At 66.5% G+C, this 12,968-nt stretch carries 12 protein-coding genes; 7 read left to right on the top strand and 5 right to left on the bottom strand.

Annotated elements, in window-relative coordinates; genetic code table 11:
• Positions 1 to 141 precede the first annotated feature (141 nt).
• Positions 142 to 477: a hypothetical protein gene (locus LK540_RS17155; RefSeq protein ID WP_229438520.1), complete on the top strand. Its 336-nt coding sequence runs from the start codon at positions 142 to 144 to the stop codon at positions 475 to 477.
• Positions 478 to 523: 46 nt separating this feature from the next.
• Here LK540_RS17155 and LK540_RS17150 read toward each other — a convergent pair whose 3' ends face one another.
• Entirely contained in the window at positions 524 to 1,303 is a 780-nt protein-coding gene (locus tag LK540_RS17150; RefSeq protein ID WP_229438519.1) for an XRE family transcriptional regulator, read from the bottom strand.
• A gap of 256 nt (positions 1,304 to 1,559) precedes the next feature.
• Here LK540_RS17150 and LK540_RS17145 point away from each other — a divergent pair, with 256 nt between their 5' ends.
• Entirely contained in the window at positions 1,560 to 1,793 is a 234-nt protein-coding gene (locus LK540_RS17145; RefSeq protein WP_229438518.1) for a phage holin family protein, read from the top strand.
• A gap of 21 nt (positions 1,794 to 1,814) precedes the next feature.
• Here LK540_RS17145 and LK540_RS17140 read toward each other — a convergent pair whose 3' ends face one another.
• The gene (locus LK540_RS17140; RefSeq protein ID WP_229438517.1) at positions 1,815 to 2,993 is read right to left on the bottom strand and encodes an MFS transporter; all 1,179 of its coding nucleotides are present in this window, start codon (positions 2,991 to 2,993) and stop codon (positions 1,815 to 1,817) included.
• A 100-nt stretch (positions 2,994 to 3,093) separates the two neighbouring features.
• Between LK540_RS17140 and LK540_RS17135 the strand changes: the two genes are divergently transcribed.
• Positions 3,094 to 4,017, top strand: a complete 924-nt coding sequence (locus LK540_RS17135; protein WP_229438516.1) for a LysR family transcriptional regulator — start codon at positions 3,094 to 3,096, stop codon at positions 4,015 to 4,017.
• Between the two features lie 237 nt (positions 4,018 to 4,254).
• Here the strand turns inward: LK540_RS17135 and LK540_RS17130 are convergent, their stop codons facing one another.
• The 3 genes from LK540_RS17130 to LK540_RS17120 form a co-directional block, all read right to left on the bottom strand.
• Entirely contained in the window at positions 4,255 to 5,769 is a 1,515-nt protein-coding gene (locus LK540_RS17130) for a PepSY domain-containing protein (RefSeq protein ID WP_229438515.1), read from the bottom strand.
• A gap of 7 nt (positions 5,770 to 5,776) precedes the next feature.
• Complete coding sequence (locus tag LK540_RS17125) at positions 5,777 to 7,939, bottom strand: TonB-dependent siderophore receptor (protein ID WP_229438514.1); 2,163 nt, start codon at positions 7,937 to 7,939, stop codon at positions 5,777 to 5,779.
• A gap of 148 nt (positions 7,940 to 8,087) precedes the next feature.
• Positions 8,088 to 8,483 carry a DUF2946 domain-containing protein gene (locus LK540_RS17120; RefSeq protein WP_229438513.1) on the bottom strand — a complete coding sequence of 132 codons (396 nt, stop codon included), beginning with the start codon at positions 8,481 to 8,483 and terminating at the stop codon, positions 8,088 to 8,090.
• 282 nt (positions 8,484 to 8,765) lie between these two features.
• Here LK540_RS17120 and pepA point away from each other — a divergent pair, with 282 nt between their 5' ends.
• From pepA to LK540_RS17100, 4 genes are all read left to right on the top strand, one after another.
• Entirely contained in the window at positions 8,766 to 9,638 is an 873-nt protein-coding gene (gene pepA / locus LK540_RS17115; RefSeq protein WP_229438512.1) for a flocculation-associated PEP-CTERM protein PepA, read from the top strand.
• 155 nt (positions 9,639 to 9,793) lie between these two features.
• A complete protein-coding gene (locus LK540_RS17110; RefSeq protein WP_229438511.1) occupies positions 9,794 to 10,111 on the top strand; it encodes a hypothetical protein in 318 nt (105 codons plus the stop codon).
• A gap of 150 nt (positions 10,112 to 10,261) precedes the next feature.
• On the top strand, positions 10,262 to 12,337 hold the full coding sequence (locus LK540_RS17105; RefSeq protein ID WP_229438510.1) for an ATP-binding protein: 2,076 nt from the start codon (positions 10,262 to 10,264) through the stop codon (positions 12,335 to 12,337).
• A gap of 177 nt (positions 12,338 to 12,514) precedes the next feature.
• A complete protein-coding gene (locus LK540_RS17100; protein ID WP_229438509.1) occupies positions 12,515 to 12,895 on the top strand; it encodes a KGG domain-containing protein in 381 nt (126 codons plus the stop codon).
• The last annotated feature ends 73 nt before the right edge of the window (positions 12,896 to 12,968 follow it).

Below are 12,968 nucleotides of genomic sequence, written 5' to 3'. Positions count from 1 at the left end.
ATGGAGGCCTTTTTATTTGTGGCATAGCCTCGCTATATCTTGTTCGACTCTATCGTTTCTGAATGTTAGCCCCAGCAGTTTGACCTCTGCAGGCGCTGTATTTACTATTGTGTTCGTCAAAGCGTATTTCGGAGAACAGCAATGGAAATTGTCACCACTATGTTGTTGATGATCTTCCTGCTTTATCAATTCTACGCGGCGCCAATCGGCATGCTGTTTGTGTTTCTCCTGACGCGCCACCTGCTGAAAAGTCATGCGCCCGGTACAGTTGCAGGCATCGTGTTTGTGTGGACGATGGCCATCTTCACGCCTTTGGTGACACCGGCGCGCAGTATGTTCCCTGACATTTACTCCCCGTGGTATTTGGCATTGCTGATGTCGCCTCCAGCGCCAGAGTTCAGGCTGGCACCGCTGGTCATGACCGTCATGATTGCGCTGGCGAGCATCTCGGTTGCTGTTATTGTGAACAGAAAGTAGAGAGGCAGGACTGGTGCCATAGACGTACCCTGGCGGCGAACACGATTTACAGCCGCCCCCTCAGCGACCGCCCCGGCTGATACACCACCCGCCCGATCACGCTGAACTCTCCGCTACGCGCATTCACCGGTCCGAAATCCGGGTTCACCGAATGCAGATACCACTCACCATTGCGCTTGACCATCTGCTTCACGCAGCAATCGCCATCGAAATTCAATGCGTACAGCTCCCGATTGACCAGTTTCTTGTCGGTCGGATCGATCACGATTACGTCATCCTCGAACATCAGCGGTTCCATGCTCTGGCCGCGCACCTGGATCGCGATCAGCTTGTCCGGATTGAGCTTGCCACGCTCGATGTCTGCGCGTGGAATCCTGATGCTGCCGCTGTCCTCGACCACAGGCTCGGTGCCGAAACGCGTAACGCCGGCGCGCAGTTTCAGGGTGACCAGCCGGACCCCGACCGTGTCCGAGTCTTCCCAGGGAAGCACGCGCCTGGCCCTGGCCAGCACGCCATCGTTCGCCGCCACGCCATCCGGCATGGCAGCCGACACGTAATCGCTTAGCTGCTCCTGCAAACGGGGGCTGAAGTCCGCCACAGTGCAGCCCATGACCGAGGCGAACCGGGTAGCGGCGCCGACGTTCAGGGGAATGCGTCCGTTCAGATACTGGCTGAGCGCGCTCTGGTTGAAGCCCAGCAGTTCACCGGCCGCCTCTTGCGAGGCAGGCTGGCCGGCGTCCTTCTGGCGCTTCTGCCATTCGACGAAGCGCTGCTTCAGGCGGGCAGCGTCGTCGAGCTGCGCTGGGGTGAGTGGTAGGGCAGGCATGCGCGGTACTCGTGGTGAAAATTCCATTCTACGATTAGTCTGACTACTAAACAAGATAATTAGTCAGACTGTTGACCGTTTTGATTAGTCAGACTAATATACATCCACAGAAGGCGTTTGAGCGAGCACAAAAGCGGGACGATTTTTACTGAAATACATCGCCCACGCGCGCCGTCGTTGATTGATCTGGCCACTGCCGGCGCTGGGCAGGGCCGCTTCCGGGCGCTGTCGTCACTGCCCGATGGAAAGGCACACAATGAGCAAGATCACCGTACCGGAATTCAGCAGCTATGCCGGCGCCATCAGCGCAGTCTGTGCATCGCTGACACTCACCGATGTCGGCGTGGCCGTCGGCATCGGCACTGCCGTCCTCACCTTCGCCATGAACGCCCTCTACATGCGCCGCAAGGATGCGCGCGAGCAGCGCCAGGCCGATCTCGATGCGCGCGAAAGTGAGGCGCGCCTGGCGGCGCTCGGGATCAAACCATGAACCGCCAGGCTGCCCAGCCGGTCAGGCGGACCTGAGCTTCGCCACCAGCGCACTGCCCACGACAGCCAGCAGCGCGATCCCCGCCGACACATAGCCGACGGCGCCCGCACCCCAGTGCGACACGCTCAGGCCCCCGATCATGGCCCCGAACGCAATCCCGCCATTCGCCGCCGACACATTGATCGTCCCGGCCAGCGCCTGCGCCTTTTCGGCTGCCTTCATCACGCGGATCTGGCAGATCGGGTACAGCGCCGTATTCGCAATCCCCCACAGGGCCAGCGCCAGAGCGAACCACAGCCGCGCGCCGGCCAGCGCTATGCTTGCCGCCATGCCCAGCGCCAGCAGGGCGCTGAACAGGGCGGTGGTGGCGAGCGGCTTGCCGTCCACCCAGCGCCCGCCCAGCCAGTTGCCGAACAGCCCGACCGCGCCAAAGCCCATCAGCCACCAGCCCACCTGGCCCGGCGCGATGCCGGCCGACTTTTCCAGGGTCTCGGCCAGGTAGGTGTAGCCCGCGAACATGGCGGTGAACACCAGCACCGACAAGGCGACGTTCGCCAGGAAGAAGGGGCTTTTCAGGATCGCCGCCTGTTCGCCGATGGCCACCTTGCCGGCGGCGCGCACGGCCGGCATGCTGACCTGGATCAACACCGCGATTACCAGCGACAGCACGGCCAGCAGAGCAAAGGCGCCGCGCCAGCCGATGGCGTTCGAGGCCAGGGTGCCGAGTGGAATGCCGAACAGCATGGCGGCCGAGATACCGAGGTAGACGGTCGCCACGGCCTTGCCGCCGCGTTCCGGCCCGGCGATCTGCGCGGCCGTTTCGCTGGCGGTGCCCCAGAACACCGGCAGCGCCAGCGCCGGCAGCAGGCGCGCGATGGCCAGTACCCAGATGTTCGGTGCCAGCGCCGCCAGGCCGTTCGATGCGGCGAACAGGACCAGGATCGCCACGAACAGGCGCTTGCGGTCGACGTTGGCGAGCCAGGCGGTGAGGAAGGGGCCGCACATCATGACGACGACGGCGAACATCGTTACCAGCTGACCGGCGGTGGAGACGGCCATGCCGAGTTCGCGCGCGAGCGCCGGCAGCAGGCCGACGATCAAAAATTCCGTCGTCACGATCACAAAGGCGGCGACGGCCAGGATAGGAATCGCGGCGCCGCCCGAGCGGGGCAGGGAAGGGGAAATGGTTGTTGTGGTCATTGCAGGGTTCCAGAAATAGACCGTGCATCCTAATCAAGAATAGAATTCTCCTGTTAGATATAAATTCGCCATATAAATGGAATTAAATTCTCTAAGAAAAATGACCCCTTCGGAACGCCTGAAAGGCCTGGCGACCTTTGTCGCCGTGGCCGAAGCCGGCAGCTTCACGGCGGCGGCTGCGCGCCTGAACCTCACCAACTCGGCGGTCGGCAAGGCCGTGGCGCGGCTGGAAGAGCGCCTGCGCCAGCCGCTGTTCGACCGCAGCCGGCGCCGCCTGGAATTGACCGATTCCGGCGAGGTGTTCTACAAGGTGTGCGTGCGCGTGCTGGAAGAACTCGAGGCGGCCGAACGCGTCATCTCGGCCGACGAGATCGAGCCGTCCGGCCGGCTGCGGGTCGATTTGCCCGCCACCTACGGCCGCATGCATGCCTTGCCCGCCTTGCTGGACTTTGCCGGGCGTTATCCGCAGGTGATGCCGCAGGTGTCGTTTACCGACCGCTTCGTCGACCCGGTGGAGGATGGCCTGGACCTGGTGGTGCGCATCGGCGGCGGCGACATCTGGCCGGCGGCGCTCGACTACCGTTATCTCGGGCACGAGGAACTGGTGTTCTGCGCATCGCCCGCTTATATCGCACTGCATGGCGCGCCGCAAACGCTGGATGAACTGTGGCGGCACGCAGCGGTGCTGTATGGGCGCGCCGATGGCAGTACCAGCCCGTGGCTGATCGACGATGGCCAGGCGCCGCTGGCGCGCCAGCATGTGGAAGGGCGGATCGTGCTGGGCCAGGCCGAGGCGCAGGTGGCGGCGGTGGAGGCGGGCCTGGGGATAGCTCAGCTGGCGACCTGGCTGGTGGAAGGGCAGCTGCGCGAAGGGCGGCTGGTGCAGGTGCTGCCGCAGCTGGCCACGCGCGGGCTGCCGCTGCACCTGGTCTGGCAGAGAACACGCCAGCACGTGCCGAAGGTGCAGGCCTTGATTGCGCATTTTGCGGGGACGCTGGGGATTGGGCCCAGGCCTGGCGCGTGACGTCCGTTGTTTAATCGTCGCATCCAGTCGTAGGGTGGGCACTCCGTGCCCACGCGGAACGGTGCGTCGTGTTGGCTAATGACAGAGCCGCACCGGATGCGCAGATGTGGCGCCAACAATGATCATTTGGAAGCGCGACGTCTGGGCCACGTGCTCGCATCGAACGTGGCCAACAATGTGCGGGCTTCCGCGTGGGCACGGGGTGCCCACCCTACGGTTAGCGCGGCCCTGCTTACCCTACCGTGCGGTGATTTTTCCGCTCCATTTTCGCACCCTGCGCACGCCGAGCACCACCGCCGTCACGCTCAGCAGCACGCCGCCAATGCACAGCAGGATCAGCACCGCCTCGCGCCACCACACCGCAGCCAGCATGGCCGGCAAGTCCCAGCTGTGCAGGAAGTTAAACAGCCAGCGCCCGACCCGCTCCGAACTGTCCAGGCTCGATTCGACCTGGCCGGTGTACGGGTTCAGGTGCACCCAGGTGCGGCCGGGGTCGTCGAAGACGGCGCGCAGCACCGGCAGGCGCTTGTCGTCGGCGCCGTACATCGACTGTTCCTGGCGCTGGTAGTAATAGGCGTCGTAGCCGGCCAGCGTCTCGCTGCTCACCATCGGCTGCGCCAGCAAACGCCGCGCCGCCTTGAGCAGCACCGGTTCCGGCCAGCGCTCGCGCACGGCATACGCACCGTGTTCGGAAACGATCAGCCGGGTCCGGGCCCGCCCGTCGCGCGCCAGGATGTAGGGCTGGCCAGCCAGCACCCGCCATTCCAGTTCGCTGGCCCGGAAGCCTTGCGCCGCCAGCAGCGCCACCGCCTCCGACGCCGGCAGGGGCAGGCGCAGCGAAGCCGCATTGCCGCCCTCGAAGGCCGCCAGGTCCGGCCGCGGCCCCTTCGCGTCGAACACGCCCAGCGGATTCATCGACATCAGGCCGCTGAAGATCCAGGCCAGCAGCAGCGCGCCGAACGACAGTCCGAGGATGTGGTGCCAGCGCAGGTAATCCTCGCGAAACGGCGACTTCGACCCGCTTTTATATGTCCCCGCAAAGCGCCAGCGCCAGATGCCGTTCAGCGCGCCGGCCAGGGCCGACACCACGCCGATGCCGGACAACACGATCACCGTCCAGCTCCATACCGGATCAAGCGGCTGGTTGCGGAACATGTAGAGCCAGTGCAGCCAGGCGCCGACGAAGTTCCACAGCCGCTCGGCACGCGGCGCATCCAGCACCACCTGGCCGGTTGCCGACGACAGGTAGAGGCGCGTGGCATCGGCGTCGCTCATCTCGACCACGTGCAGCGGCCGGTGCGGCGCTAGCGAACGCGAATGCGTCCAGCGGTCTTCATCGACAAAGCCCATGTACCTGGCAGGCGCGCCGTGCAGGAAGGCGCGCGCCGATTCCACGGCGCGGCCAGGGCCGGCCGCCAGCCGCGTGCCATCGACGGCGTTCACCGCCACCCGGCTGCCGTCGCCCTCCTGCAGCACATAATGCGGCCGTCCGGCGACCGAGGTCAGCACGATGCCTTTCACGGCAGCGGCATCGCGGCTTTGCGCCAGCGCGGCCGCCACGTCGACGCAGCAGCTGGAAGCCGGCAGGGCCGGCAGGCCGGCCATCCGCTCCCAGGGCGTCAGCTTCGGGTAGCCGACGAACAGCATCACCATCCCGCTGACGAACCACAGCGCCATCAACACGCACGTCAAGACCCCGGTCCAGCGATGGACCAGGAAGGTCATGCGCTTGGCTTTTGCTACAAAGCCCACGGCGCGCTCAGAAGCGGTGGTCGAGCACCAGCTCGACGCGGCGGTCCGGCCCCACCAGCCATTGCGTCGGCGTGTAGTAGGCGGTGGTGTAGTAGCGCTTGTCGAAGACGTTGAAGCCGCGCAGCGTGAGGCTGGTCTGCGCGGTCGCCTTCCAGCGCAGCGACAAATCGGTGGTGGTGTACGCGGCCATCTCCAGGGTGTTCGCGTTGTCGGCATAGCGCGCGCCCACGTGGCGCAGGCCGGCGCCGGCGCTCCAGCCGGGCTGGAAGTCCCAGTGCAGCCAGAGGTTGGCGGTCTGCTCCGGCACGTCCGGCGGGCGCTTGCCGGCGCGCGACACCAGCACGCCGCCCGCAGCTTCCTGGAAGTCGTCGAAGCGCGCGCGCAGCAGGGCCGCGTTGGCGTCCAGGGTCCAGCCCTGCGCCAGGTTCAGGTTCAGCGTGCCCTCGATGCCGCGCGAGGAACGCTCGCCTACCTGGATGCTCTGCGCCGGGTTGGCCGGGTCGCGCGTCAGCAGATTGTCCTTGTTGATGTCGTACACGGCCAGCGTCCATTCGCCGCGCTTGTCCGGGAAGGCCTGCTTGACGCCGATTTCCAGCCCGCGCCCGGTGGCATTCTTGAAATTGCTGTTCGCCGGCGACAGGAAGAACAGTGCGCTGACCGGATCGGCCGCCTTCGATAGCTGGCCGTATACACTGAGGTCCGGCGTCAGCGCGTACACGCTGCCGAGGCGCCAGCCGACGTTCGCAAAGGTCTTGTCGAAGGCGAGGCTGCCCGCCACCAGGTTGTGGCGTTCGACGTCGGCATGGTCGTAGCGCAGCCCGCCGACGAGCGACCATTGCGGCGTCAGGGCCAATCGGTTTTCCATGAACAGCGCATACTGCTTCGCTTCGGTGCGGTAGCGCGGAATCGTCGGCACGTCGCTGATGAAGACACCCGGCGCCGGATCGAAGGGATCGACCGCACCCGAGGAGCCGACATAGGTGTTGTTCGTGTGCGTGAACTCGGCGCGGTTGATGTCGAAGCCCAGCGACAGCGTGTTCTCCAGGCCGAACAAGGCGCCCTTGAAGGCGGCGTCGGTCGTGATGCCGGTCTGCCGCTGGTCGTGCAGGATCTCGGTATTGTCCGAGCGGTCGACCAGGCCGCTTGCCGGGTTGTAGACATAGGCCTCGGCGTTGCGCCAGTGGCGCTCGCTGTCCACGTGGTACAGGCGCGTGCGCACCAGCACGCCGCCGTTCGGGCGCCAGTTCGCCAGCAGATCGGCCCAGCTGTCCTTGTAGGCGATGCGGCTGTCGCCCACGTTGAAGTTCTTTTCGCGCAGCGCCGCCAATTGGCGCCCGTCCACCAGCGGCGTGCCGAAGTAGCGCATCGGCTTTTGCCGGCCGTGCGCCAGGCTCAGGCGCACGTCGAGTTCGGGCGACACGTCGTAGCGCAGCGCGCCGGAAAAGGCGCGGTTGCTAAAGTCGCCGCGCTCGACCCAGCCGTTCGATTCCTCGCCGCTGGCGTCGAGGCGGTAGGACCAGCGTTCGCCGATGGCGCCGCCGCTGCCCACGGCGAGCCGGCGCGTGCCTTCGGTGCCGAGCGCCGCCTGCAGTTCGTTCTGCACCGCGCCGCGCGTCGGCGCCTTGGGAACGATGTTGACCACGCCGCCGATCGCGCCTTCGCCGTAGATCACGGCGGCCGGACCGCGCAGCACCTCGATGCGTTCGACCGCCCAGGTGCTGAACGGGAAGGTGATGCCGGCGCCGCCATACTGGCGCATGCCGTCGTACAGGCGCAGCACCGAGACGGTGTCGGTGAAGCCGCGCGCGCTGAGCGAGGAACTGCCGTTGCCCGGGTGGCCCATGTTGCTGATGCCGGGCGCGCGCGTGATCGCTTCAACCAGGTTGGCGTCGCCGCGCTCCTCGAGCTGCTTGCGGGTGATGACGTCGACGCTGGCCGGCGTTTCCAGGCGCGAGAGGCCCAGGTTCGAGCCGGTCGAGGTGTCGCCTTTCAGCTTGCCGTCCTGGCTGCTGCCGGTGACCAGCACCGTCGGGATGGCGGCCTCCTCGGCCGAGGCAGTGGCTGCGCTGCCGGCGCCGATGGCGAGCAGGCAGGCGAGGTGAATGAGCGTGGGGGCCAGGCGCGGCTGCGCCACATGCCCGGGTGCTTGCTTGGGGAACTGCGTTTTCATGGTGATGTTCTGTTCGTGCTGCCGGTGGTCGATGCCGGCCGCCATGGGTGAGACCACGCGCCACCGGCATGGTGCGCAGGGTTCTCAGGCTGGCGCCGCAATTCGGTGAACGGCGGCGCGTGCAGGCGGCTGGAAGGGCGGGTGCGGGTCAGGCCAGCGCGGGCGGGGCGCGCGGCTGGGCGGACAGCCACCCGAACAGCGGCTGCGGCGCACGATAGAACAGTGGGGGATAGGCGTCGTGGCCGGTCACGACGGCGGCCACCGTGGCGGCCGGCGGCGGCAGGGCGAACGCGCCCGCATGCGGCGCGCAGTAGGCGCAGTGCATGAGCCCCTTGAGCAGGGCGTCGGAGGAAGGAGCAGACGAGGAGGCGCCGTCCGCCATCGGCACCATCTCGATGCCCATCGCGGTACAGATTTCGACCTGGCGCGCCGTGCTGGACGCCAGGCTCAGCGATTGCGAAACGACCGGGGCGAGCGCGTTGAACAGGATGGCCAGGGCGGCGATCCAGGCGTACGCGGTCCAGTGTCTCGTTATCCTGTGCATGAGCGCATTATAGGAGCTGGCCTGGAATCTGCATGTTCCGTTGGGTGGACATATTGTCCATGCCGGCGCAGGCGGTCGCGCCACACGCGGCGTTTCCAGGCGATGCTATACAGTCGAGTTTCCCCGCCACCAAAAGTGTCGAAAATTCTTACATGTATTTACGCTTACCGGTCCTGGATGGCGTAAACCCTTGATTTTTTGGGGCTAAGGCGTGGTGGCACGGTGATTGCTTTTCCAAGGCTCAGGTTGTTACCAACAGCCACTCATTACGGAAAACCGAACATGAAACTCTTCAAGAAACTCCTCTGCGCGACGGCGGTAGCCCTGTCGACGGCTGGTGCCGCAAACGCTGGTCCAGTCCTCAACAATTGGGTCTTCAACCCCACTGGTGGCGGTTTCGCAGGCGGTCAGGTCATCAACGAATACCTGGACGTCAACGGCAACGCCTTTATCCGATTGACGAACACCGGCAACAACAATTTCAATTTCACGGAAACGGCCGTCTTCAACATCACGCAAGCCGACAGCAACGGCAAGCTGTTCCCCTTGCGGTATGCCGGAGGTAACATCACCGCCACGTTCACGGCGCAAGGCACCGGCACCCTCGGTGGCGCCTTTACCTTCACGGGCGGCACCATCCGCATGTACCAGAACCCGACGAACGAGCAATACGCCACGACCGCCGGCTTCTACGGCGCCAACCTCGGCAACCAGATCGCCGAGTTCAACGTGCTGGAAGGCGGCGGCGGCATGGTCAATGCCAACGGCAGCCCGGTCAACAATGGCCAGGTAAGCGTCTTCGCCAGCGCCGCGCCGGGCATGCTCGACAGCGGTTACTTCTTCCGTTCGAATGGCGCCGACCTGTCGGAAGAATCGATCCTGTCGTTCGCCTTTACCAACGCCAACACCATCGGCCGTCCGGACGCGACCCAGGTCAGCGAGATCATTTGCCAGTTCGCCGGCTTCACGGGTAACGGCTGCAACGGCAACGCCTACCGCAACCGCAACAACCAGTACTTCTTCATCGGCGGCAATGGCCAGTTCAAGCTGGCCGAGGAAGATGCGCAAGTACCGGAGCCAGGTTCGCTGGCCCTGTTCGCCGTCGCCATGCTGGGCGCCGGCGTGGCAGTGCGCCGCCGCAACAACAAGGCCTGATCGGGTCCTTGCTGCTGCAACAAAAAAAAGCGGGCCTGGCCCGCTTTTTTTACGTCCCTTGCGCGCACCGGGCGCACAAGGCAGCGCATGTTGAATGCCCGTGCCAATCATGGCACACTGGCCATCCACCCACAGCGACGGCCCGGAGAAGAACAATGAGCACAATGATTGGCGGACATGGCGGCAATGCACACGGCAACGGCAAGGGCTGGCTGCGGGTCGTACTCGGAACGGCGGCGATCCTGCTGGTGCCGCTGGTGGCGATGCGCTTCACGGGCGAAGTGAACTGGACCGGCAGCGATTTCCTCGCCGCCGCCGTGCTGCTGCTGGGCGCCGGCAGCGTGCTCGAGCTGCTGCTGCGCCGCCTGCCGAACCGGCGCCAGCGCCTGGCCGGCGTGGGCCTGCTGGGCCTGGCCTTCGCCTATGTGTGGGCGGAACTGGCGGTCGGCATTTTCTTCCGTTTCGGCAGCTGAACGGGCTGGCTGTCCACGGCGGCAGCGCGCCAAGTCCGGCCCCGATGCGGGCCGCAAGTCGTTAAATATGGCAAACCGTTAATTACCGCACCGGCAACTTCGCATGGCTGGGCTAGGCTAGCTCGTTCGCTAGTCACAGGAAGCCGCACCATGCTCGACGCCACTCTTTACCAGTCGATGTTCGCCCGGTCGCCGATCGGCACCATCGTGCTGTCGGCGAGCGCCGATCCGGTGATCCTGGACGTCAACGACGCCTTCCTGCGCGACGTCGGCCATACCCGCGAACAACTCGTCGGCCGCCTGCTGTTTGCCGCGCTACCCGCCGCGCCCGAGGATCCCGACGATCCGTACAGCAATGGCGTGACGGCCTTGCGCAATGCGCTGGCGCGCGTGCTGGCCAGCGGCGAGCCGCAATCCCTGACCACCCAGCGCTACCCGATCCGCAGCATCCTGCCGGATGGCCGCGAAGTCTTCGTCGAGCGCTTCTGGAGCGTGACGAATACGCCGATCTTCGGCGCCGACGGCAGCCTGCGCTGCATCCAGCATGTCAGCATCGAGGTCACCGCACGCAAGCAGGCGGAAGAAGCCTTGCTGCTGAGCCGGCGCGAAGCGCTTGACGCCGCGCGCCAGGCCGAGGCGGAGCGGGCGCGCCTGGGCGCCGTGCTGCAGGCGGCGCCGGTCGGCATCGTGCTGGCCGATACCCGCGGCAAGGTGATCGATGCGAACGTGGCCCACGATGCGCTCTGGTGCCGCCACTGCGAGCCGGGCGCGGCCCCGCTCGATTTTTCCGAATGGAAGGGCTGGTGGGCCGACGGCTCGGCGCGCCATGGCCAGGCGCTGGCGGTCGATGAGTGGCCGCTGGCGGCGGCCCTGCGCGGCGAACCGAGCGCCCACCACCTGATCGAGATCGAGACCTTCGGCGCCAGCCGCGCGCGGCGCATCGTGGTGTGCTCGGCCGCGCCGATCCGCGGGCATGACGGCCAGGTCGACGCCGCCGTCGTGGTCCTGCTCGACATGACCGAGCGCCTGCGCGCCGAAAACGCGCTGCGCGACGCCGACCGCCGCAAGGACGAGTTCCTGGCCATGCTGGCGCACGAGCTGCGCAATCCGCTGGCGCCGATCATGGCGGCGGCCGAGCTGCTGGTGCAGGACGCTGCCGCACCGGCCGGCGTGAAGCAGGCCAGCGCCATCATCGGGCGCCAGGCGCGCCACCTGGCCGGCCTGGTCGACGATCTGCTGGACGTGTCGCGCATCACGCGCGGGCTGGCGGTGATCGACAAGTCGCCGCTCGACCTGAGCACGGTGGTGGCCGAAGCGGTGGAGCAGGTGCAGCCGCTGGTGGCCTCGCGCGGCCACAGCCTCGCGCTCGACGTGCAGGCGGCGCCGCTCACCGTCTGCGGCGACCGCAAGCGCCTGGTGCAGGTGGTGGCCAACTTGCTCAACAACGCCGCCAAGTACACGCCGCCGGGCGGCCGCATCCGCCTGGCGGCGCAGGCCGAGGCCGGCCGCGCGCGCCTGAGCGTGAGCGACAACGGCATCGGCATGACGCGCGAGCTGATGGGCCGCGCCTTTGAACTGTTCGCCCAGGCCGAGCGCGATGCCGACCGCGCTCAGGGCGGGCTCGGCATCGGCCTGGCCGTGGTGCGCCGGCTGGTCGAGCTGCATGGGGGCCAGATCGCCGTGGACAGCGGCGGGCCGGGGCAGGGCAGCTGCTTTACGCTGACCCTGCCGCTGGCGCCCGGCGCGGCCCACGCCGGCGGTGCGCAGGCGGCCCAGCTTCCGGCCGCCGCCGGCCAGGCGCTCGAGGTGCTGGTGGTCGACGACAACCGCGACGCCGCCCAGATGCTGGGCATCATGGTCCAGCATTTCGGCCATGCGGTACGCACCGTCCACACTGCAGGCGAGGCCCTGGACCAGGCGCGCCTGCATGCGGCCGACGTCTACCTGCTCGACATCGGCCTGCCGGGCATGGACGGCCACGAGCTGGCGCGGCGCCTGCGCGCCGAGGCGGCCGGGGCCGGCGCGGTGCTGGTCGCGGTTACCGGCTATGGCGGCGAAGAGGCGCAGCGCGCGGCGCTGGCGGCCGGCTTCGACTACCACTTCGTGAAGCCGGTCAAGGGCGGCGATTTGCGCCTGCTGCTGCGCGATATCGCCCGTGCGCGCGGGCTCGGCGTGCAGGAACGGGGCGCCGCCGGCGGCGCCCGGGGCCGGTATCTGGGACGCTGAAGCGTTCGGGTTTATCTGAAAAGATTGCCTTGAATGCGCCAGTCCGGGCCGACATCGCTATCGGACCAGTCCTACAGGCCGACGGCCGGCATACTGTGCCTTCACAGCTGCCAGGTGTCTACCATGTACCTGTCTCAGCCAACCACGGGCTGATTTCAACCCAACCAGGAGGTCACCATGGCATCGAACAACCAGGGCGGTAACAACGGCAATCAGGGCAACAAGCAGGCAGGCGACACCAGCAACCGCGGCTTCGCATCGATGGACCCGCAACGCCAGCGCGAGATCGCCAGCGAAGGCGGGCGCGCGGCGCATGCCTCGGGAAATGCGCATGAATTCTCGTCGGAAGAGGCACGCCGTGCAGGCTCGATGAGCCACAAGAACGACGGCAATAACCAGAGCGGCGGCGGCGGCAGCCAGCAAAGCGGCAGAGGTCAAGGTAGCGGCGAGGGCGGAAACCAGGGCGGCCAGGGCGGCGGCCAGGGCAATGCCACGCGCGGCGGCACGCCGGAGCAGCATGCCAGGGCAGGCTCGCAAAGCCACAAGAACGACAAGTAATCCGTGTAGGCCTGGGCCTACTCGACAGCAACGGGTTTGCAGGACGAAACAAGCGTTTTCGTGAATCCGGTAT

The sequence above is a fragment of the Massilia sp. IC2-278 genome (assembly GCF_020708045.1).
GTDB lineage: Bacteria > Pseudomonadota > Gammaproteobacteria > Burkholderiales > Burkholderiaceae_D > Telluria.
The sequence above is the reverse complement of the archived record's forward strand: the minus strand, read 5'-3'. Positions and strand labels throughout refer to the sequence as shown.

Excerpts from the sequence above, each read along its gene's own strand:
- LK540_RS17100 (WP_229438509.1), top strand. The coding sequence starts at position 12,515 with ATGGCATCGAACAACCAGGGCGGTAACAACGGCAATCAGGGCAACAAG.
- LK540_RS17110 (WP_229438511.1), top strand. The coding sequence starts at position 9,794 with ATGAGCACAATGATTGGCGGACATGGCGGCAATGCACACGGCAACGGC.
- LK540_RS17120 (WP_229438513.1), bottom strand. The coding sequence starts at position 8,483 with ATGCACAGGATAACGAGACACTGGACCGCGTACGCCTGGATCGCCGCC.
- pepA (WP_229438512.1), top strand. The coding sequence starts at position 8,766 with ATGAAACTCTTCAAGAAACTCCTCTGCGCGACGGCGGTAGCCCTGTCG.
- LK540_RS17140 (WP_229438517.1), bottom strand. The coding sequence starts at position 2,993 with ATGACCACAACAACCATTTCCCCTTCCCTGCCCCGCTCGGGCGGCGCC.
- LK540_RS17125 (WP_229438514.1), bottom strand. The coding sequence starts at position 7,939 with ATGAAAACGCAGTTCCCCAAGCAAGCACCCGGGCATGTGGCGCAGCCG.
- LK540_RS17145 (WP_229438518.1), top strand. The coding sequence starts at position 1,560 with ATGAGCAAGATCACCGTACCGGAATTCAGCAGCTATGCCGGCGCCATC.
- LK540_RS17135 (WP_229438516.1), top strand. The coding sequence starts at position 3,094 with ATGACCCCTTCGGAACGCCTGAAAGGCCTGGCGACCTTTGTCGCCGTG.
- LK540_RS17155 (WP_229438520.1), top strand. The coding sequence starts at position 142 with ATGGAAATTGTCACCACTATGTTGTTGATGATCTTCCTGCTTTATCAA.
- LK540_RS17105 (WP_229438510.1), top strand. The coding sequence starts at position 10,262 with ATGCTCGACGCCACTCTTTACCAGTCGATGTTCGCCCGGTCGCCGATC.
- LK540_RS17150 (WP_229438519.1), bottom strand. The coding sequence starts at position 1,303 with ATGCCTGCCCTACCACTCACCCCAGCGCAGCTCGACGACGCTGCCCGC.